Raw genomic sequence first — 21,130 nt, forward strand, 5'->3', positions numbered from 1 at the left:
TTGTTCAGGGCCCATGGCAGCCGCTATGCAGATAACAGGCAAGGGGAAATCATGGACAGTTGCATGCGGACAGGGTCGGTGGACCGGATCACGGGCGTTTCGGTGATGCGCGGCATTCCGGCTGCGATGGCGCTGCTTGCCTGCCTGATGTCGGCGCCGGTTCTGGCTCAGACGCCGGGCGCTGATGTCGATGTCGGGACATCGGCATCGGGTGGCTCCGCCGTGACCTCCGCAAGCGACGCATCGGCTGTGGGCGCGGCACCGGCCGAATTGGCCGATGACGCCCCCGTGATCCCCGCACCCGACGATGCCGGCCGGGCAGAGCCCGGCGTGATGGGCTTCGCGGCGTCGGAATCGGGCGGCTTCAACAGTTTTGCGGCCCCGGATGCGCCGCCTCTGGACAGTTTTGCCCCGCCGACATTGCCCGTGGTGGTCGAACTGTTCACGTCACAAGGCTGTTCATCCTGTCCGACCGCCGACGCGATGCTGGCCGCTCTGGCCGGCAAGCCCGGCGTTCTGCCGCTGTCGTTCCACGTCGATTACTGGGACTATCTTGGCTGGGCCGACAGTTTCGCGCGGCCCGAATTCACCGCCCGACAGGAAGGCTATGCCCGCGCCTCGGGCGAAAGGTCGCTTTATACGCCGCAGCTGATCATCGACGGTCAGGATACCGCGGTCGCGCCGGGCCCGGCGCAGCTGATGGCTCTGATCGACGCCAACCGGCTGTCGCCCGCCATGCTCAGCGTCCAGCGCGACACCACCGCCGAGGGCGAGGCGATCGAGCTGATGCCGCTGTCGGATCTTGGCGGTCGGGTCGAGATCCTGTTGGTCCGCTATGCGCCGCGCCGCGACGTCAAGGTGATGGCGGGCGAGAATCGCGGCCGGACGGTCAGCTATGTGAATGTCGTGCTGGCCCTGGACGAACTGGCGAAATGGGACGGCACCGCGCCGCTGCGCCTGACGGTGCGCCCGGACGGCGAGCCGGATGAGGAGTTTCCCGCCGATGCGCGCCACGCGCTGCTGATCCAGAAGGAACTGACGGGCGATGACCTGCCGGGACCGATCCTGGCTGCGATCCGGCTGGACTGACGCGCGGCCCTGACGCCGGACGCGGCCGGCACATCTTGCAGATCCTGCAAATTCGCGCCATCACCAGCGGATGAGCGAATGGGTCATCCAGATCGCGGGCACGCCCGAGGGCGCGCGGGTGGCCTCGGCGCTTGCGGTCATGGCGGCATTCCTGCACGCGCTGTTCGGCGCCCTGCAGAAGGGGCGGCACGACCCGTGGCTCAGCCGCGCCGCCATCGATCTCAGCTATGGTGTGATGGCATTGCCGGTAGCGTTGTTCGTCGTGCCCTGGCCTTCGGCCGCGCTGTGGCCGGTGCTGCTGGGGGCGATGGTCATTCACATCGTCTACAAGATCGCGCAGGCGATGACCTATACGCGCGGGGCCTATACGGTGGTCTATCCTGTCGTGCGCGGCAGCGCGCCGCTTTTCGCGGTAATCGCGGCCGGGGTGGTGTTTCACGAACATTTCAACCTGATCCAGTGGGGCGGCGTGCTGCTGCTGACCGGGGGCATCTTCGGGCTGGCGGCGTGGAACCGCGCCCATCTGAAGGTGGGCCGCGAAACGCTGGGACCGGCCCTTGCCTGGGCAGTCGTGACCGGCGGTTTCGTCGCGCTTTACACGACCTATGACGCCTGGGGAATCCGGTTGGCGGCCGATCCCTTCACCTTCCTGGCCTGGTTTTTCGTGCTGGATTCGCTGTTCATGCCGATCTGGAACCTGCGCCGCCTCGCGCGGCTGCGCGGCGCCGAAATCGCCCCGCTGGCCACGCGCGGAATCCTTGGCGCGCTGGTCGCGTTCGCCAGTTTCGGCGCGATCATGCTGGCGACCCGGATCGACGATGTCGGGCGCGCTGCGGTCCTGCGCGAGACATCGACCGTGTTCGCGGCCCTTGTCGGCTGGCTGATCCTGGGCGAAAAGGTGGGGCTGGTGCCGGCCGCGCTGATGGCGCTGATCGCGGCCGGCGCGGTGGTGGTGGAATTCGCCGCCTGACAAGGCAGGAGTAGTGACGCGATGAAGGAACCGAAACCTTGGGTCAAACCGGTGCTGGAGCTGGGGCCCGTGCTGATCTTCTTCCTGGTCTTCATCCTCAAGCGGGGCGAGACGACCGTGATCGCCGGCCAGGAATACAGCGCGTTCATCCTGGCGACGCTGGTCTTCATCCCGGCGCTGGCGCTGGCCACGCTGATTCAGTGGCGGCTGACCGGCAAGCTGGCGCCCATGCAGATCGCGACGCTGGTGCTGGTGATCGTTTTCGGCGGGCTGTCGGTCTGGCTGAACGATCCGCGCTTCTTCAAGATGAAGCCGACGATGATCTATCTGCTGTTCGCGGCGATTCTTGGCTATAGCCTGCTTGCGCGCAAGAACTGGCTGCAGGCGGTGCTGTCCGAGGCGCTGCCGATGGACGCGCTTGGCTGGCGCAAGCTGACCCTGCGGATGGCTTTGCTGTTCCTGGCACTGGCCGTGGCGAACGAGGTCGTCTGGCGCACCATGTCCGAAACCACCTGGGTCTATTTCAAGACCTTCGGCCTGCCGCTGATCCTGTTCGTATTCCTGATGGGCAATGCCGGGCTGTATCGGGCCCATGCGATCCAGACCGATGCAGATGAAGGAAACCCGGACAACGGCCGGAAATGACCCGCTAGCCGCGCGCCAGCCCGAACTGGGCGGGCCCGGCCAGCAGGCGTGACCAGCGCGGTTCGATCCGGCCGGGCAGGCGGGCATGCAGCATGCCGATCGGCAGCGCCCATGGCCGGCACAGCGCGGTGCGATAGAAATCGAACAGGCCGCGGCGCAGATAGGGCGTCCAGTGCGACAGGCGCAGCGGCCGCCGTTCTGTCGGGAACCCCAGTGATTCCAGCGCGGCCAGCGTCTCGCCGTGATCGATCTGCACGTCGATCCAGTTGCGCGACGGCGTGTCCAGCCCGAACCCCAGCGCCTGACGCCGGCCCCGGGACAGCCATTGTTCCAGCGCGAAATCGAAGATGTCGTTCTCGCGCGAGGTGACATTGATGATCTCGGCGTCTTGCCCGGCCCGGCTGTCCAGCGCGTCGGCGGCGGCGCAGCGGAACTCGGCGCCCGTCAGCAGGATCACCCGGCCGATGCTGCCGGGATCGGCGTGTTGCAGCGATTGCAATGCCACGCGTGCGCCCAGGGAATGTCCGATCACCGCGACGGGTCGTCCGGCCCGTTCGGCCAGTTGCGATACGATCCGGGCCAGCGATGCACCGGCTTCGCCTGCACGGCGATAGGCGCCGCCCAGGCTGCCCCGCGCCTCCCATCCGAAGGCCAGTGCCAGCCCTTCCTCCCGCGCGCCGGTGCCGAATCCCAGCGCACGCGGCCAGGAATGGGCGCGCCGACAGCTGTGATCGGGGTCCAGCGACAGGATATGGCGATGCGGGTCATGTGCCGGGCTGGAGGGCGAATAACGGTACCCGTGCACCATCACGACGATCGGTGCCCCTTCCTGCAGCGTCTCGGCGGTCTGCCACAACCGCCGCGGCGCGTCGTGTTGTGCGTTGACCTTGACGACCGGCATTCCGACCTCCTGAACAACCACCGTTACGCGACGTGGTAGGTGGATGTTGCGACAACGGCGTGAAAGAAGCGTTAAGCTCGCGTGAAGGCTGGGGCCGTTGACGGATTATTTCATAAATCTGTTTCAAAACAGGATTTTGAAGACGTTATGTAATGAATGGCATGTTGCTTTCACGGCGGCTGTTGCGCGGTCGCAACCTGTCTTCCGTCGGTGTCGCGCAACAGGGTCCGGGCCGATCGGCCCGAAGTGTCCCGGTCTTGCGGCCCCGATGACCGACACGGCACTCGGGCGCCGATTCGACGCGTGATTTCTTTTCGGCATTGAAACTTGCCCTCATCCACCTCTATGTTGCGGTTATGCGTCATGCGCCCTCAACTTCGGGTTGCGACGCCAACAGTTTCGCAGCGCGGCACCTCTGGTCCCGGCCGACAGCCAGGCGACATGTGTCTCGCGGAAAACTCAGCCTCTGTGCAGCGACCTATCGCGACCGGGGCGATGTAGGACAGCGGTCCGGCCAGCCCTGCGGCTGACGGGCCATCACAAGGAACAGACGCGATGAAGCGCGCGACGGTCGGAGTGGAGCACGGAGGGCGGGCCGCAGGCCAAGCCGGACCCGTGACCACCGCCATCGCCGCCATCGCGCCCACATCATCCAGCAGCCATCTTTCGTCGGGGCCATTGGCGCCGACGGACGCATGCCTGCGCGAAAGACATAAAAATGGCAAAGAAAATGCTGATCGACGCCACCCACGCCGAGGAAACTCGGGTGGTCGTGGTCGATGGAACGAAAGTTGAGGAATTTGACTTCGAGACCCTGAACAAGCGTCAGATCTCGGGCAATATCTATCTGGCAAAGGTGACGCGGGTCGAACCCTCGCTGCAGGCGGCCTTCGTGGACTACGGCGGAAACCGTCACGGTTTCCTGGCATTTGCGGAAATCCACCCCGATTATTACCAGATCCCCGCCGCCGACCGCGAGGCGCTGCTGGCCGAGGAGCGCGCCCATGCCGAGGCTCAGGAGGCCGAGGAAAGCAGTGGCCGCGGCCGCCGCAGATCCGCGCCCAGGGCCGAAAAATCCGAGACCGGCGATGAAACCGTCTCGGCCGAGGCCGCGTCGCAGGACGGCGAGGCCGATGGCGACAACGGTTCCGACGCAAAGGGCGACGCCGCCTCAAAGGACGACAACATCGAGTCGGTCGCCGACGAGGATGTGTCCGAAGAGATCCGTCCGTCCAGAAAGCCCCGCGCCCGCCGCTACAAGATCCAGGAGGTCGTGAAGGTCCGCCAGATCATGCTGGTGCAGGTCGTCAAGGAAGAACGCGGCAACAAGGGCGCGGCGCTGACCACCTATCTGTCGCTGGCCGGACGCTACTGCGTGCTGATGCCCAACACCGCGCGTGGCGGCGGCATCAGCCGCAAGATCACCAATGCCGCGGACCGCAAGAAGCTGAAGGACATCGCGGGCGAATTGTCGGTGCCCAAGGGCGCCGGGCTGATCATCCGCACCGCCGGCAGCCAGCGCACCCGCACCGAGATCAAGCGCGACTACGAATATCTTCTGCGCCTGTGGGAACAGATCCGCGACTTGACCTTCAAATCGGTCGCGCCTGCGCCGATCTACGAGGAAGGCGACCTGATCAAGCGCAATATCCGCGATCTCTATTCCAAGGATATCGACGAGGTTCTGGTCGAGGGCGATCGCGGCTATCGCGTCGCCAAGGACTTCATGAAGATGATCATGCCGTCCCACGCCAGGAACGTGAAGAATTACGCGGATCCGATGCCGCTGTTCGCGCGCTACCAGGTCGAAAGCTACCTGTCGGGCATGTTCAACCCGACCGTGCAGCTGAAATCGGGCGGCTATATTGTCATCGGCGTGACCGAGGCGCTGGTGGCCATCGACGTGAACTCGGGTCGGGCCACTAAGGAAGGCTCGATCGAGGAAACGGCGCTGAAGACCAACCTGGAAGCCGCCGACGAGGTGGCGCGCCAGCTGCGTCTGCGCGACCTGGCCGGTCTGATCGTGATCGACTTCATCGACATGGAAGAGCGCAAGAACAACGCCGCCGTCGAAAAGCGCATGAAGGACCGGCTGAAATCCGACCGTGCGCGCATCCAGGTGGGTCGGATCTCGGGCTTCGGCCTGATGGAGATGTCGCGCCAGCGGCTTCGTCCCGGCATGCTGGAAAGCACGACGCAGCCTTGCGCGCACTGCCACGGCACCGGCCTGATCCGGTCCGATGACAGCCTTGCACTGACGATCCTGCGTTCGGTCGAGGAAGAGGGAACGCGCAAGCGGTCGCGCGAAGTGCTGGTCCGCGCGCCGGTGGCCGTCGCGAACTTCCTCATCAATTCCAAGCGCGAACATATCGCCGGAATCGAGCTGCGCTACGGCATGTCGGTTCGGATCGAGGGTGATCCCGCGCTGATCTCGCCCGATTACACGATCGAGAAATTCAAGACCGCGATCCGCACGGTTCCCGATGCGGCCCACCCGGTCCTGTCCGTCGATGCCGAACTGATGGCGCAAATCGATGATGAGGATGTGGGCGATCAGGACGACGACAGCGAAGCCGCTGCGCCGACCGATGAGGCCACCCCGGATGCCGCAACAAGCAAGCCGGCGGAAGCTGACACCAGCCCGTCCAACGGGGATGACGACGACGCTGGCCGCGGCCGCCGCCGTCGCCGCCGCCGGCGCAGGAAATCGGGCGAACGCGGCGAGGATCAGAACGGTGACGACACCGCCGCGGCGTCTGACCGGAATGATGGCGACGCGGATGAGGCGGAACAGGCCGCGTCGGGCGATGCGTCCGATGCATCGGCTGATGCCGACGAAAAACAGCCCGAATCCGGCCGCAAACCCCGTGCCCGCTCGCGCAGCCGTCGCCGCGACAGCCGTCAGGACGCGGATCGCGACACCGCCGCAGGCGCCTTGCCGGACGCCGTCGATCTTGACGACAAGGGCGAGGAAACCCGCGCCGACACGCTGCCCGGCGTGAATGCAGGCTATCCGAAGGCGGCTTCCACGGCCAGCGAGGTCACGCCTCAGGCCGGTGCCGAGGTGACCGCCGAGGTGCGCGAACCCGTCGCGGCCCAGTCTGATGACGCGGCGCACGAACCCGCCCCGCAAGCCGATATGCAGGGCGCCCCCGTCGATGCGGTCGCGGCCGAGGACGTCGCGGCGCAAGAGGCGGTCGAACGTGACGAACCCGCGGACGCCGAACCGGCACCGCAACTCGCCGACGCCGCGGCGCAGGTGACCGATGACCGCGCCGGCGAGGACGCGGATCAGGGCCGTGCGCCCGAAATGGCCGAGGCCGAGGCTGCGTCCGAAGCGCAGCCCGAGGATGATCGTCCCAAGCGCCGCGGCTGGTGGTCGCTGGGTCGCTGAACGGCTTTGATCCCGGGGCGCGCGCGCGCTGGCATTGACGCGCGCCCCGGCTGCACCCCACGCAACCGTGACGATTTGTCCCTAGGCGCCACGCGCCAAGTGGCTATTGTCGCGCCATGCTTGGAATCGAACTTGCCAGTGCCGCCTTCCTGCCCGCCGCCTTCGTGGCGCTGCTGGCAGGTCTGCTGTCTTTCCTGTCACCCTGCGTGCTGCCCATCGTGCCGCCCTATCTGGCCTATATGACCGGGGTCGGAGTCAACGGGCTGAAGACCGGCGAACGCAGCGCAGTCCTTCCGGCGCTGTTCTTCGTGCTGGGGCTGTCCACAGTCTTTCTGGTGATGGGCTTCGCCGCCTCGGCCTTCGGGCGCGCCTTCCTGCAATATCAGGACATTCTGGCCAAGCTGGCCGGGATCGTGGTGATCGTGATGGGGCTGCATTTCCTGCATGTCATCCGCATCCCGTTCCTGGATCAGGAGGCGCGGATCGACGCCGGTCAACAGGGCGGCGGGGCGCTGGGGGCCTATGTGCTGGGGCTGGCCTTCGCCTTCGGCTGGACGCCGTGCATCGGCCCGCAGCTTGGCATGATCCTGTCGCTGGCGGCGACCGGAGGTGAACTGTCGCGCGGCACGGCGCTGCTGGCGGTCTATGCGCTGGGGCTGGGCATCCCGTTCCTGCTGGCGGCGATCTTCATCCGCCGTGCCATCGGTCTGATGAACCGGCTGAAACCCTATCTGAAGACGATCGAAAAGATCATGGGTGCATTGCTGGTCGTGGTCGGACTGATGCTGCTGTTCGGGGCATTCTCTGCGTTCTCTTTCTGGCTGCTCGAAACCTTTCCGGCGCTGGCCGAACTGGGCTGATCGCAGGGCCGCGCGGCGGTTCCTGGAAAGCGGGGGGCACACCGCCGCTCCACCGTGGGGTATTTCCGCAAGGAAGAATCCTTCCAGTGGTCACGTGCCGACGGTTTTGTGATCTGCGCCGCAATCGGGAGTGGCGCGACAGATGAAATCACGCTATCCTTGCCGACAGATCCGGAAAAACCGGACGATGCAGAGGCAGTGACGGCGGTATTCCCATGACCGAGATGGTCTTTGGTGCCACGCCCGCAAGGGCGGGCGACCCTATTCTTCCACGCTGGTGGCGCACGCTGGACAAGTGGTCACTTGCCTGCGTCCTTGGGCTGTTCACGATCGGCTTGCTGCTGGGTCTGGCGGCGTCGGTGCCGCTGGCCGAAAAGAACAATCTGCCGCGTTTCTACTATGTTCAGCGCCAGGCGTTCTTCGGCGGCGTCGCGCTGTGCGTGATGCTGGTCATCTCGATGATGTCGCCGCGACAGATCCGCAGGCTTGGCGTCCTCGGCTTTCTTGCGGCCTTTGCATTGATCCTTGCGCTGCCGGTGATCGGCACGGATTTCGGCAAGGGTGCGACGCGCTGGCTGTCCCTGGGCTTCGTATCGGTTCAGCCTTCGGAATTCCTGAAGCCGGGCTTCGTGGCGCTATGCGCGTGGTTCATGGCCGCCAGCCAAGAGGTCGGCGGCCCGCCGGGCAAGTTCTATTCCTTCGTCACTGCCGGGGCGATCGTGGTGCTGCTGGCACTGCAGCCCGATTTCGGTCAGGCCTCGCTGGTGCTGTTTTCGTGGCTGGTGATGTATTTCGTGGCCGGTGCGCCGCTGATCCTGTTGATGGGGGTCGCGGGCATGGCGATCGCGGGCGGCGTCTTCGCCTATGGCGCGTCCGAACATTTCGCCCGCCGGATCAATGGCTTTCTCAATCCGGAAATCGATCCGCGCACGCAGATCGGCTATGCCACCAATGCTATTCAAGAGGGCGGCTTCTTCGGCGTCGGCGTCGGCGAGGGCACGGTGAAATGGTCCTTGCCGGACGCGCACACAGATTTCATCATCGCCGTCGCAGCGGAAGAATACGGCACCATCATGGTGCTGGCGATCATCGCGCTGTACTGCACCATCGTCGTGCGGTCGCTGCTGCGCCTGTTGAAGGAACGTGACCCGTTCACCCGCATCGCCGGAACCGGTCTGGCCTGCGCGTTCGGCGTGCAGGCGCTGATCAACATGGGCGTCGCGGTGCGGCTGCTGCCCGCCAAGGGCATGACGCTGCCCTTCGTCAGCTATGGCGGATCGTCCGTGATCGCCTCGGGGATCGCGCTGGGGATGCTGTTGGCGCTGACCCGGACGCGGCCACAGGGCGAGATGGCCGAAATCCTGCGGCGGGCACGCTGATGGCCCCCAGGCTGGCTCTGATCGCTGCCGGCGGCACCGGCGGACACATGTTTCCCGCGCAATCGTTGGCGGAACTGCTGCTGGCCGAAGGATGGCGGGTCAAGCTTTCGACCGACGATCGCGGCGCGCGCTATGCGGGCGGCTTTCCCGATGCGGTCGAACGTGTCGTCGTCCCCTCGGCCACGACGGCCCGCGGCGGCGTCATCGGCAAGCTGACCGCGCCGCTGAAGATCGCCGCGGGGGTGATGGCGGCACGCGCCGATTTCCGCCGCGACCGGCCATCGGTCGTGGTGGGTTTCGGCGGCTATCCGACCATTCCGGCGCTGTCGGCGGCGTTCACGATGCGCCTGCCGCGGCTTGTCCACGAACAGAACGGCGTCATGGGGCGGGTCAACCGGATCTTCGCGGCGCGGGTGAACCGCGTGGCCTGCGGCACCTGGCCGACCGATCTGCCCGCGGGGGTCGAGGGTGTCCATACCGGCAACCCGGTCCGCGCCGCCGTGCTGGACCGCGCCGCCGCAACCTATGCCGCGCCGGGGCTGGGCGTGCTGCATCTGCTGGTGATCGGCGGCAGCCAGGGCGCGCGCGTCCTGTCGGACGTGGTGCCCGCCGCGACCGCCGCCTTGCCCGATGATCTACGCGCACGACTGCGCGTCAGCCATCAGGCGCGGGCCGAGGATGCCGACCGCGTCACCGATGCCTATGCCCGATCCGGTGTCACCGCCGATGTGCAGCCCTTCTTCACAGACGTGCCGCAGCGGCTTGCCCAGGCTCAGCTTGTCGTCAGCCGCTCGGGCGCGTCCTCGATTGCGGATATCACCGTGATCGGCCGCCCGGCGATCCTGATCCCCTATGCCGCGGCCACCGGCGATCACCAGACTGCCAATGCGCGGGCGCTTGCCCGGTCCGGCGCCGCGCTCGTCCGGCCGGAATCCGGGCTTGACGCAGGCAGCCTGACGCGCGACATCCTCGCGATCCTCACAGACCCTGCGCGCGCGTCCGGCATGGCCGCGGCCGCCTTGGAACTGGGCCGCCCCGACGCGGCCCGCCGCCTTTACGATTTGATCACGGAGATAGTGCCATGAACGCCGCCACCAAACTGCCCGGAGAGCTTGGCCCGATCCATTTCACCGGCATCGGCGGCATCGGCATGTCGGGCATCGCCGAGGTGCTGCTGACCCTGGGCTACCAGGTTCAGGGCAGCGACCTGAAACGCTCGAAGATCACCGACCGGCTGGAAGCCCTGGGCGCCACAGTGTTCGAGGGCCAGCGCGCCGAGAATATCGGCGAGGCCGGCGTGGTGGTCATCTCGACCGCCATCAAGAAGGGCAATCCCGAACTGGAAGAGGCGCGCCGCCGCGGCCTTCCGGTCGTTCGCCGGGCCGAGATGCTGGCCGAGCTGATGCGCATGAAATCCAATATCTGCGTTGCCGGCACCCACGGCAAGACGACGACGACCACCATGGTCGCCACGCTTCTGGACGCCGGCAACCTGGACGCCACGGTCATCAATGGCGGCGTCATCCATGCCTATGGCAGCAACGCGCGCGCGGGCGAGGGCGAATGGATGGTGGTCGAGGCCGATGAAAGCGACGGCAGCTTCAACAGCCTGCCGACCGACATCGCCATCATCACCAATATCGACCCCGAACACATGGAACACTGGGGCGATTTCGACGCGCTGCGGCAGGGGTTCTACGATTTCGCAAGCTCGATCCCCTTCTACGGCCTCGCCGTCTGCTGCACCGACCACCCCGAGGTGCAGTCGCTGGTCGGGCGGCTGACCGAACGCCGCGTCGTGACCTTCGGCTTCAACGCCCAGGCCGATATCCGCGCCATGAATCTGCGCTATGAAAAGGGCATCGCCCATTTCGACATCGCGCTGCAGGGCGAACGCGCCAAGGACAGCACGCAGGTCGAGATGATCGAGGGATGCACCCTGCCGATGCCCGGCGATCATAACGTCTCGAACTGCCTTGCCGCCGTCGCCGTCGCCCGCCATCTGGGCATGAAGAAGGCCGAGATCCGCGAGGCGCTGGCAAAGTTCGGCGGCGTCGGCCGCCGCTTCACCCGCGTGGGCGAGGTCGATGGCGTCACCATCATCGACGACTACGGCCATCACCCGGTGGAAATCGCCGCCGTGCTCAAGGCGGCGCGCCAGGCGACCGAGGGCAGGGTGATCGCCGTCCACCAGCCGCACCGCTATTCGCGCCTGTCCAGCCTGTTCGACGATTTCTGCACCTGCTTCAACGAGGCGGACGTGGTTGCCATCGCCGATGTCTATGCGGCGGGCGAGGATCCGATCCCCGGCGCCTCGCGTGACGATCTGGTGGCCGGGCTGATCGCCCATGGCCACCGCCACGCCCGCGCGATCCTGTCCGAAGACGACCTGGAACGGCTGGTCCGCGAACAGGCGCGGCCCGGCGACATGGTGGTGTGCCTGGGCGCCGGCACCATCTCGGCCTGGGCCAACGCGCTGCCCGCGCGGCTGCAAGGCAAGGCCGCGTGACCGGGCTTCATCTTGCCACCGTTGCCGTCGCGGCGGTCTGGCTGCTGCTGGCCTGCCTGCTGCCGTGGCTGCGCGCCCATCATCGTCCGCGCGCCTTCTGGGCGCTGGTCGCCACGGGCGTGCCGGTGCTGGGCTGGCTGACCCTGAACTGGGGCCCGATCCTGGGCGTTGCGGGCTTCGCGCTTGGCCTTGCCGCGCTGTTCTGGCCACCCCGCCGCCATCCCCGCGATCCGATGCTGCCGCCGCTGGACTAGGACCGCGCGGGTGTCCCCCTGGCTCATCGCAATCGCCTGCGCCTCGGGCGCCGCGCTGATCGCCGCCGCCAGCATCTGGCTGCGCCTGCGCTGGCCGCTTGCGATCCTGTCGCTGCTGCTGGCAGCCATCGCGACCCAGCTTTTCTTCGCAACCAGGGGCCAGAACGGCTTTCACGACCTTGCCGCCCTGCGCGCCCAGATGTTCACCGTCCTTCCGGCTCTGGGCGGTACGGCTCTGGCCCTGATCGTCAGCGAAAGATTTCTCCGCCGATATCCCTGGCAAAGCCTGCCGGGGGTGTTGACGCTGCTGGGGCTGGCCGCCGCAGTCGGGATGTCGGGATGGACGATGCTGCTATAGGCAAGATGGCTTGTGCAGGCCGCTTTGTGCGTCAAAGCTGATGACATGAACGAACGACATCGCATCGCCAATATCGACGATCTCAAGATCTGACGTCAGAATGGTGATCCGGACGAGGCGACCAAATTCGCCCATCGCGCCGCCACGAGGGTAGCCCCGGTTTGGATAGCGTCCGTAGTCAAGCAATGGTCACAGAAATACGATCTATCGCCTCTGCCGGCGCTGCGCTTGGGCCTTTTGATAGGGGTCGCGATTAGATGCTCATCCGATGAGGTTCAGGTCGCGGCATCTGCAGCCGACGCTGCTTATGCAGGCTATGACGCCGCACACAAGGTGTATCGGGCAGATGACAAGGGCGCTGGCCATGCGTTGACGCGATTCGCTACGCAGTACGCGCCAACTCCAGCTATGCCGCTGTAGCAGCGTCCTCGGCCGCCGATGCATGTGCATATGCAGTCGATAGCCGTGGCGCTACCGCGTCTTGGGTCTCATTCGAGACGGATCTCAATGCAATATTTTCTGGTCGCGATCTGCTGTCATTGCCTCTCTGGCCTGAGCACAACCCGCTTTCGGGAATCTGGTCGTCCTCGATCCCGGTTCTGAAGGATGCGCCCGGCGGCGATTTCTGGATCGACTGGTATCAACGCGCCCTCGATTGCCGTCCGCATAGCTGGTCGCTGCTGCGCGACATCGCGCTGATCGACGATACGCAGTGGAAGCAGGGCGGCGAGGCGCTGGATCGTGAAATACGCCAGATCTCGGATCGACATCGCTTGCTGGAAGAGGTTCGCAGGCTGAAGGCTGCGCTAAGCCAAGCCGGCTTGGACGGGATCCTTGCTCCGCATCGGCGGCACAACGACCCGCCAGAAAGACTGTGCGATCAGGCTGATGCGGCGGTTGCCGCCGCGCAGTCCGTCGTCGAGCAGCTTGAACAGGCCGAACAGGAGCTTGAAAAGCAGCAACCTTCGGCCTCTAGATTGCGCGCCGTGGCGCGGCTTCTCAGGCAGGCAGTCATTTCGGTGGTTGAGTATGGGGCAGGGCTAGCCGACGAGGTGTTGAGAGGCGCGGCCAGAGAGATCGGCGGGTCAGTGGGCAAGTGGACGGGTCCGGCGGTTGTCACCTGGATCTTGTCGCAGAATCTGGACCTGCATCGGTTGGCCGATGCGCTGCTTCAGTATGCCGACGTGTTCATTCCCTATCGATCCCTTAACGCCGGGTCCGCAAGCTGTGTACGCTCTGTGCACGGGCTGTGCCGCCCCGGTGCACGGGCTGTGCGGCCGAAATCCCTGCGTTTGCTGGCCCTGCCGCCATCGGGGCGCGCGTCGCGGCATCACGCAACGCACGCCCTGTTGCGCGGCCCGTGCAACACCCGCGATGTTGACGCCTCGCGCGGCTCTGGCTACCAGCATCGGATGACCCTCGATCTTCCCACCCCCCGCGGCATGCTGACCCCGAACCGACCCCTCGACAGCCTGACATGGCTGCGCGTCGGAGGCCCCGCCGACTGGCTGTTTCAGCCCGCCGATCCGCAGGATCTGGCCGAATTCCTGGCTGCGCTGGACCCCGCCGTGCCGGTCTTTCCCATGGGCGTCGGCAGCAACCTGATCGTCCGTGACGGCGGCATCCGCGGTGTGGTGGTCCGTCTGGGGCGCGGCTTCAACGGCATTGAAATTGCTGGAGAAACCGTCACTGCCGGGGCCGCCGCGCTGGATGCCCATGTCGCCCGCCGCGCCGCCGATGCGGGGCTGGACCTGACCTTCCTGCGCACCATTCCCGGCAGTATCGGTGGTGCCGTACGGATGAATGCGGGCTGCTATGGCAGCTATGTCGCCGATCATTTAAGCTTGGCCCGCGCCGTCACCCGCGACGGTCGCCAGATCACCCTGACGCCGCAGGATCTGAACTTCGCCTATCGTCACGCGGACCTGCCGCCGGGCGCGATCATCACCGAAGCGGTGTTCCGCGCCGCAACGGGCGACCCCGACGCGCTGCACGACAGGATGGCGCGGCAACTGGCCAGGCGCGACGACACCCAGCCGACCAAGGACCGCAGCGCCGGCTCGACCTTCCGCAACCCGGCAGGCTTCAGCTCGACCGGCCGCGACGACGACAGCCACGACCTGAAGGCATGGACGCTGATCGACCGAGCGGGCCTGCGCGGGCACAGCTGGGGCGGCGCGCAGATGTCTGAAAAACATCCGAATTTCCTGCTGAACACGGGTGGCGCGACCGCAGCCGAGCTTGAGGCATTGGGCGAGCTGGTGCGGCGGCGGGTGATGGAGGACAGCGGTCACGACCTGCAATGGGAGGTCATCCGCATCGGCGACCCGCTGCCAGACGGCGACGACCCGCGCTAGGGCCAACATTCTGCGCGGAAACGCAAAAATGTCCTTTTGCGATTTCCGCTTTGCGGCTATCCTGCCGGAACAAGACGCAGGATCGGGAACAATCCGGCCGCGTCTCAACCAATCCAGCCCGGAAAAACCGGGCGAATGAGGCGAAAACGTGACGGGCAGGTCGAGCAGGACAGCCCATACCGTAGCCGTTCTGATGGGTGGCCCCTCGGCCGAGCGCGAGGTGTCGTTGTCATCGGGGCGCGAATGCGCCGCGGCGCTGCGGGTGGCGGGCTATGACGTGATCGAGGTCGAACTGGGGCCGGATCTGGGCAGCGATGTTGCTGCGCGGCTGTCCCGGATTGCGCCCGATGTCGTCTTCAACGCATTGCATGGCCGCTGGGGCGAGGATGGCTGCGTGCAGGGCATCCTGGAATGGATGGGCCTGCCTTATACGCATTCCGGTGTGCTGGCTTCTGCCATGGCGATGGACAAGACCGTGGCCAAGCAGGCGTTTCGCGATGCCGGACTGCCGGTCGTGGAAAGTGTCATCGCGGACGCGGCCGACGTTCGGACGCGCCATGTGCTGTCTCCGCCCTATGTGGTCAAGCCCAACGACGAAGGCTCCAGCGTCGGGGTCTATATCGTGCACGAGGCGGCGAACGGTCCGCCGCAGCTTGCCGATACGATGCCGGCTCGAGTCATGGTCGAGACCTATGCACCCGGACGCGAACTGACGACCACGGTCCTGGGCGATCGCGCGCTTGGGGTGACCGAGATCATCACAGAGGGTTGGTACGATTACGACGCCAAGTACAAGGCCGGTGGATCGCGCCACGTCATCCCCGCTGCGGTCCCCGCCGAGATCGCCGAAGCCTGTCTGGATTATGCCGTCCGTGCGCACGCGGCGCTTGGCTGCCGTGGCCTTACCCGAACCGATTTCCGCTGGGACGAGGCGCGCGGCCTAGCCGGCCTGATTCTGTTGGAGGTGAATACACAGCCGGGTATGACCCCGACCTCGCTGGCGCCCGAGCAGGCGGCCCATGCCGGTATGGATTTCCCCGCACTGATGCGCTGGATGGTGGAGGATGCGCTGTGCCGGACGTGATCGATCATCGTCCTCGGCCGCGTGCCGATGCGCCGTCGTCGCCCCGCATCAAGCGCGATCCGGCGCCGTCGCGGCTGAAATATCGGCTGGAACGGATGTGGCTGACGCCGCTGTATCGGCGACTGCTTCGTGTCGGTGTGCCGGCCTTCCTGATCGCGATGACCGCAGGGCTTTGGCTGTCCGACGAGGATCGCCGCGCCACCTTGACCGGAGGCGTCACCGCGCTGATCGACAAGGTTCAAAGCCGCGAGGAATTTCAGGTCCGCATGATGACGGTCGAAGGTGCGTCACCGGTCGTGGACAAGGCGTTGCGGGCGATGCTGCCGGTCGATCTGCCTGCGTCCAGCTTTGACATCGACCTGCCAGCACTGCGGCTTCAGGTGATGCAGCTTGATGCCATTGAATCGATTGATCTGCGGGTCAAGCCGGGCGGCATCCTGTCGGCTGTGGTGACCGAACGCGAACCGGCGCTGCTGTGGCGCCATGCGCGCGGCATCGAGATCCTTGACGAGGGCGGACACCGGGTTGCAGGCGTCACTTCACGCGAGGTTCGACCCGATCTGCCGCTGATCGCCGGGGATGGTGCGGATCTGGCAAGCGCCGAGGCCTTGGAACTGATCGACGCGGCGGGGCCGATCCTGCCGCGGCTGCGGGGCTTGGTGCGCCGCGGCGAGCGGCGCTGGGACGTCGTGCTGAATCACGGCCAGCGGATCATGCTGCCTGAAGACGGCGCCGTGATCGCGCTGGAAGCGGCGATCGCGCTGGACCGGGCCCAGGACATGCTGGGCCGAGATGTCACGACCGTCGATCTGCGCGATCCCTCGCGACCTGTTTTGCGCCTGGGCATCGACGCGCGCAACACCATCCGTCAGGCACGCGGCAAGCCGCTTCTGGGACCGGACGGCAATATTCTTGAAGACGAGAAGAAGGGGGGCTGAGACCAGATGGCGGAATTGTATCAGACGCAGCGGGCAATGCGGAACATGCGCCGCGCAGCCCTGCAACGCGGGGTTATCGGCATTCTTGATATCGGCACCTCGAAGATTGCGTGCCTGGTCCTGAAATTCGATGGCACCGGCACGTTCCGAGAGACCGACGGCGTCGGCCCGATGGCGGGGCAAGCGAATTTCCGGGTAATCGGCGCGGCCTCGACCCGGTCGCGCGGGATGCGGCGTGGCGAGATCGAGACCATGGCCGAAACGGAACGCGCGATCCGAACCGTCGTGACCGCCGCCCAGAAACTTGCGGGCGTACGTGTCGATCACGTTATTGCCTGCCTGTCGGGCGGTCGCCCGGCCTCTTACGGCTTGGCGGGTGAGATCGTGCTGGAATCCGGCAAGGTCGGCGAACACGATGTCGCGTCGGTGCTGGCGGCATGTGATGCGCCGGATTTCGGGCGCGGTCGCGAAGTGCTGCACGCGCAGCCGGTCAATTTCGCAGTTGATAACCGCAGCGGCCTGGCCGATCCGCGGGACCATGTGGGCAACAAGCTGGCCTGCGACATGCATGTGCTGACCGTGGACGGCGACATGTTGGGCAACCTGGTCCAGTGCATCCGGCGCTGCGACCTGGAACTTGCGGGTATCGCGTCGGCATCATACGCCTCGGCTCGGGCCAGCCTTGTCGAGGATGAACAGGAACTGGGCGCCGCCTGTATCGACTTCGGCGGCGGCGGCACATCCGTTTCGATTTTTGTTAAGAAACACATGATCTTCTCGGATCATGTTCAGATTGGCGGCGCGCTGGTGACGCAGGATATCGCCCAAGGGCTGCGGGTTCCGTTGCCGATGGCCGAACGGTTGAAGACCCTGAATGGCGGGGTCGAGGCAACCGGGCGCGATGACCGGGACATGATCGAGGTCGGCGGCGATACCGGCGATTGGGAGGCGGATCGTCGGCTGGTCAGCCGCGCCGACGTCATCGGCGTGATGCGGCCGAGGATCGAGGAAATTCTAGAGAATGTGCGCCAAGTCCTTGATGCTGCGGGATTTGATTTCATGCCCAGTCAGCAGATCGTGTTGACGGGCGGCGGCAGCCAGATCCCAGGGTTGGACGGGTTGGCGGCACGGATACTGGGTCCGAATATCCGCTGCGGCCGACCCTTGCGAATCGACGGGCTGGCGCATCAACTGACCGATCCCAGTTTTTCCAGCGCAGTCGGGCTGGCTTTGTTCGCGGCCCATCCGCAGGACGAATGGTGGGATTTCGAAATGCCGGCCGAGGCGTATCCGGCCCGCAGCTTGCGTCGGGCCTATCGCTGGTTCCGCAACAACTGGTGATTGCAGGAAAGTTTCACTATGGGCGCGCCACAGTGCGGCCACCATATTCAGGTTGCTTGGCAAGATACCGCCGATATGAACCGGCAGGAACGCCAGATTTTGCGGTGAAGAACTGTTTTTCGGGTGACGCGCGGTATCCTAACCGCTACGATTGCAGTTAATTCGGGGGATTCGAACGGGCGGTTCACGTCCGCGGCGAACTAAGACAAACAGGCGGAAACCATGAATCTCAATCTGATGATGAACGACGAAGAAGAGCTGAAGCCACGCATCACCGTGTTCGGTGTCGGCGGCGCCGGCGGCAACGCGGTCAACAACATGATCGAGAAGCAACTCGACGGGGTCGAGTTCGTGGTTGCCAACACCGACGCGCAGGCACTGGCCCAGTCGCGCGCGACAAGCCGCGTGCAGATGGGGCCGAAAGTGACCGAAGGGTTGGGCGCAGGCGCCAAGCCGTCGATCGGTGCCAAGGCCGCCGAGGAAACGATCGAGGATATCGTTGATCACCTGATGGGCGCGCATATGTGCTTCATCACCGCCGGCATGGGCGGCGGCACCGGCACCGGTGCAGCGCCGATCATCGCGCAGGCCGCCCGCGAGATGGGCATCCTGACGGTTGGCGTCGTGACCAAGCCCTTCCAGTTCGAAGGCACCAAGCGGATGCGTCAGGCGGAAGAGGGCGTCGAGGCCCTGCAGAAGGTCGTGGACACGCTGATCATCATCCCCAACCAGAACCTGTTCCGCCTGGCCAATGAGAAGACCACCTTCACCGAAGCCTTCGCGATGGCCGACGACGTGCTGTATCAGGGCGTCAAGGGCGTCACCGACCTGATGGTGCGCCCGGGCCTGATCAACCTCGACTTCGCTGACGTTCGCGCGGTGATGGACGAGATGGGCAAGGCCATGATGGGCACCGGCGAAGCGGCCGGCGACAACCGTGCGCAGGAAGCCGCCGAACGCGCCATCGCCAACCCGCTGCTGGACGAGATCAGCCTGAACGGCGCCAAGGGCGTGCTGATCAACATCACCGGCGGTTACGACATGACCCTGTTCGAGCTGGACGAGGCCGCGAACGTGATCCGCGACAAGGTGGACAGCGACGCGAACATCATCGTCGGCTCGACGCTGGATCCCGATATGGAAGGCAATATCCGCGTTTCCGTCGTCGCGACCGGCATCGACGCCAGCGCTGTCGAGGAAGTTCCGGCCCCGCGCCGCAGCATGGCTGAGCCGCTGACCCAGACGCCGTCGGTTGCCCGCAAGGATGACGCTGCCGATGACGTCGTTGCTGGCGACGACCTGCCGGTGCCGCCGCGCCGCACCCCGGCCGCCGAAACTCGTCCCGCCGCGCCGGTGTCCGCGTCCCGGACGGAAGAGGACATGCCGAAGCCCGCGTATCAGCCGAAAGAGCCTGCTCGTGCGGCTGCGGTTCGGGTTGATGACGACATGCCCGATTTTGTCGCTCCGCGCGCGCCTGCCGGTGGACGTGGCCAACCCGCACCCGAGGTGATGGATCGCCTGCGCCGCGCGGTCGAACATCACGGCCAGGGTCGTGCGCCGCAGCAGCCCGCTGAACGCGCCCCGCAGCAAGTCGCCGATGCACAGCAGCGCACCAGCCACGGTCAAAGCCGGATGAGCGGGCTTGGCCGGATGCTGGAGCGGATGGCCGGACATAATGAACAGGGTGGACATGCCCCGTCGAAGCCGGGCGGTTCCTCCATCGCCGAACGGGTCAGCGATCGCGTTGCCGCCCGCGCGCGTCAGCAAGAAACCGACTTCGACGATCTGGCCGATCCCGACCACGGCCAGGATAACGTCGAGATCCCCGCTTTCCTGCGTCGTCAGGCGAATTGAGCCGATCACGAAACTGTCACGAAGACTGACCTAAAGGGCCGCCTCGCGCGGCCCTTTTCTTTTGTTTATCAGATAATTACGACAGCACCCGCCGGGGTTGCGCCGGGTTCGCGTCTGAATGTTTCATGCCGTTACAATTCGTTAATTGAACGCTAACGCCGCTGCGCCTAGCTGAAACTGTGCCAAAGCGATCAGGCTTTGGACAACGAATTCAAAAGCAGGCTCGTCATGCAGGCAACGCTGAAAAAAATGGTGACCTTCGCCGGTGTGGGACTGCATTCCGGCGCGCCCGCGCGGCTGGACATCCACCCGGCGCCGGCAGATCACGGCATTGTCTTCCGCCGTGCCGATCTGGACCCGGCAGTCGATATCGTGGCGCGCTGGGACAACGTGACACCGTCGAAGCTGTGCACGCTGCTGGACAACGGGGCGGGTGTGACCTTGTCCACCGTCGAACATGTGATGGCGGCACTGGCCGGTACCGGCATTCATAACGCGCTGATCGTCGTGGACGGACCCGAGATCCCGATTCTGGACGGTTCGGCAGCGCCATTCGTGCGCGGCATCCTGCGTGTCGGTATTGCGATGCAGTCGGCCAAGTTGCGGGCCATTCGCGTCCTGCGCCCTGTCGAGGTGCGCGAAGGCGCGGCGTTTGCCCGGCTCAGCCCGGCCGACCATCTAGAGATCGAGTTTCACATCGACTTCGTGGACGCGGCGATCGGCCGGCAGCAGAAAACGCTGGATATGGCAAACGGCGCGTTCCTGCGTGAACTTGCCGACAGCCGCACCTTCTGCCGTCAGGCCGATGTCGATGCGATGCGCAAGAACGGACTTGCGCTGGGTGGTACCTATACGAATGCGGTCGTCGTTGACGGCGCACAGGTTCTGTCGCCGGGCGGCCTGCGTCACACCGACGAAGCCGTGCGTCACAAGATGCTGGATGCGATGGGTGATCTGGCCTTGGCCGGGGCGCCACTTCTGGCGCGCTATACCGGCCATCGCGCCGGTCACGCGATGACGAACCGCCTGCTTCGGGCCCTGTTCGCCGATCCGACCGCATGGACGTGGGAGACCTGTTCGCCCGCGCTTGAGGACCGTCTGCCTGGTGCGGGCGTTGCCGCCTACAAGGAACTGGCGGGAATCGAGATGGCCGCGCTGTAAGGCGCGGCCGCCGTGCCCGAGTCGCGTTTCGTCGCG

General features: G+C 65.7%; 17 protein-coding genes. 16 read left to right on the forward strand and 1 reads right to left on the reverse strand.

Annotated elements, in window-relative coordinates; translation table 11 throughout:
- Positions 1-51: 51 nt before the first annotated feature.
- The 3 genes from MU516_RS04315 (at position 52) to MU516_RS04325 (ending at position 2,704) form a co-directional block, all read left to right on the forward strand.
- Complete coding sequence (locus MU516_RS04315; RefSeq protein WP_260275960.1) at positions 52-1,089, forward strand: DUF1223 domain-containing protein; 1,038 nt, start codon at positions 52-54, stop codon at positions 1,087-1,089.
- 70 nt (positions 1,090-1,159) lie between these two features.
- The gene (locus MU516_RS04320; protein WP_260275961.1) at positions 1,160-2,059 is read left to right on the forward strand and encodes a DMT family transporter; all 900 of its coding nucleotides are present in this window, start codon (positions 1,160-1,162) and stop codon (positions 2,057-2,059) included.
- A 21-nt stretch (positions 2,060-2,080) separates the two neighbouring features.
- Positions 2,081-2,704, forward strand: a complete 624-nt coding sequence (locus MU516_RS04325) for an inner membrane-spanning protein YciB (protein WP_260275962.1) — start codon at positions 2,081-2,083, stop codon at positions 2,702-2,704.
- Between the two features lie 4 nt (positions 2,705-2,708).
- Here the strand turns inward: MU516_RS04325 and MU516_RS04330 are convergent, their stop codons facing one another.
- Positions 2,709-3,605, reverse strand: coding sequence for a DUF726 domain-containing protein (locus MU516_RS04330; protein ID WP_260275963.1), 897 nt, complete (start codon positions 3,603-3,605; stop codon positions 2,709-2,711).
- A gap of 718 nt (positions 3,606-4,323) precedes the next feature.
- On the opposite strand from MU516_RS04330, the gene MU516_RS04335 reads away from it, so the two are divergent.
- The 13 genes from MU516_RS04335 to lpxC all read left to right on the forward strand — a co-directional run bounded on the left by MU516_RS04335 (position 4,324) and on the right by lpxC (position 21,094).
- Complete coding sequence (locus tag MU516_RS04335; protein ID WP_260275964.1) at positions 4,324-6,999, forward strand: Rne/Rng family ribonuclease; 2,676 nt, start codon at positions 4,324-4,326, stop codon at positions 6,997-6,999.
- Positions 7,000-7,115: 116 nt separating this feature from the next.
- Positions 7,116-7,859, forward strand: coding sequence for a cytochrome c biogenesis CcdA family protein (locus MU516_RS04340; RefSeq protein WP_260275965.1), 744 nt, complete (start codon positions 7,116-7,118; stop codon positions 7,857-7,859).
- A 215-nt stretch (positions 7,860-8,074) separates the two neighbouring features.
- Complete coding sequence (gene ftsW / locus MU516_RS04345) at positions 8,075-9,238, forward strand: putative lipid II flippase FtsW (protein ID WP_260275966.1); 1,164 nt, start codon at positions 8,075-8,077, stop codon at positions 9,236-9,238.
- Positions 9,238-10,323: a UDP-N-acetylglucosamine--N-acetylmuramyl-(pentapeptide) pyrophosphoryl-undecaprenol N-acetylglucosamine transferase gene (locus MU516_RS04350; RefSeq protein ID WP_260275968.1), complete on the forward strand. Its 1,086-nt coding sequence runs from the start codon at positions 9,238-9,240 to the stop codon at positions 10,321-10,323. Before ftsW ends, MU516_RS04350 begins: the two co-directional genes overlap by 1 nt.
- A complete protein-coding gene (gene murC, locus MU516_RS04355; protein ID WP_260275969.1) occupies positions 10,320-11,747 on the forward strand; it encodes a UDP-N-acetylmuramate--L-alanine ligase in 1,428 nt (475 codons plus the stop codon). The genes MU516_RS04350 and murC overlap by 4 nt, the downstream gene beginning before the upstream one ends.
- Entirely contained in the window at positions 11,744-12,001 is a 258-nt protein-coding gene (locus MU516_RS04360) for a DUF2484 family protein (protein WP_260275970.1), read from the forward strand. The genes murC and MU516_RS04360 overlap by 4 nt, the downstream gene beginning before the upstream one ends.
- A gap of 10 nt (positions 12,002-12,011) precedes the next feature.
- The gene (locus MU516_RS04365; protein WP_260275971.1) at positions 12,012-12,359 is read left to right on the forward strand and encodes a hypothetical protein; all 348 of its coding nucleotides are present in this window, start codon (positions 12,012-12,014) and stop codon (positions 12,357-12,359) included.
- Positions 12,360-13,771: 1,412 nt separating this feature from the next.
- The gene (gene murB, locus MU516_RS04370; protein WP_260276256.1) at positions 13,772-14,716 is read left to right on the forward strand and encodes a UDP-N-acetylmuramate dehydrogenase; all 945 of its coding nucleotides are present in this window, start codon (positions 13,772-13,774) and stop codon (positions 14,714-14,716) included.
- Between the two features lie 193 nt (positions 14,717-14,909).
- Positions 14,910-15,800 (forward strand): D-alanine--D-alanine ligase, encoded by an 891-nt coding sequence (locus tag MU516_RS04375; RefSeq protein ID WP_260276257.1) that lies wholly within the window; start codon positions 14,910-14,912, stop codon positions 15,798-15,800.
- Complete coding sequence (locus MU516_RS04380) at positions 15,788-16,738, forward strand: cell division protein FtsQ/DivIB (RefSeq protein ID WP_260275972.1); 951 nt, start codon at positions 15,788-15,790, stop codon at positions 16,736-16,738. Before MU516_RS04375 ends, MU516_RS04380 begins: the two co-directional genes overlap by 13 nt.
- A gap of 6 nt (positions 16,739-16,744) precedes the next feature.
- A complete protein-coding gene (ftsA, locus tag MU516_RS04385) occupies positions 16,745-18,079 on the forward strand; it encodes a cell division protein FtsA (protein WP_260275973.1) in 1,335 nt (444 codons plus the stop codon).
- A 222-nt stretch (positions 18,080-18,301) separates the two neighbouring features.
- Positions 18,302-19,933 (forward strand): cell division protein FtsZ, encoded by a 1,632-nt coding sequence (gene ftsZ, locus MU516_RS04390; protein ID WP_260275974.1) that lies wholly within the window; start codon positions 18,302-18,304, stop codon positions 19,931-19,933.
- Positions 19,934-20,161: 228 nt separating this feature from the next.
- A complete protein-coding gene (gene lpxC, locus MU516_RS04395) occupies positions 20,162-21,094 on the forward strand; it encodes a UDP-3-O-acyl-N-acetylglucosamine deacetylase (RefSeq protein WP_260275975.1) in 933 nt (310 codons plus the stop codon).
- Positions 21,095-21,130: the final 36 nt, after the last annotated feature.

It is taken from the genome of Paracoccus maritimus (assembly GCF_025195095.1).
Taxonomy (GTDB): domain Bacteria; phylum Pseudomonadota; class Alphaproteobacteria; order Rhodobacterales; family Rhodobacteraceae; genus Paracoccus; species Paracoccus maritimus.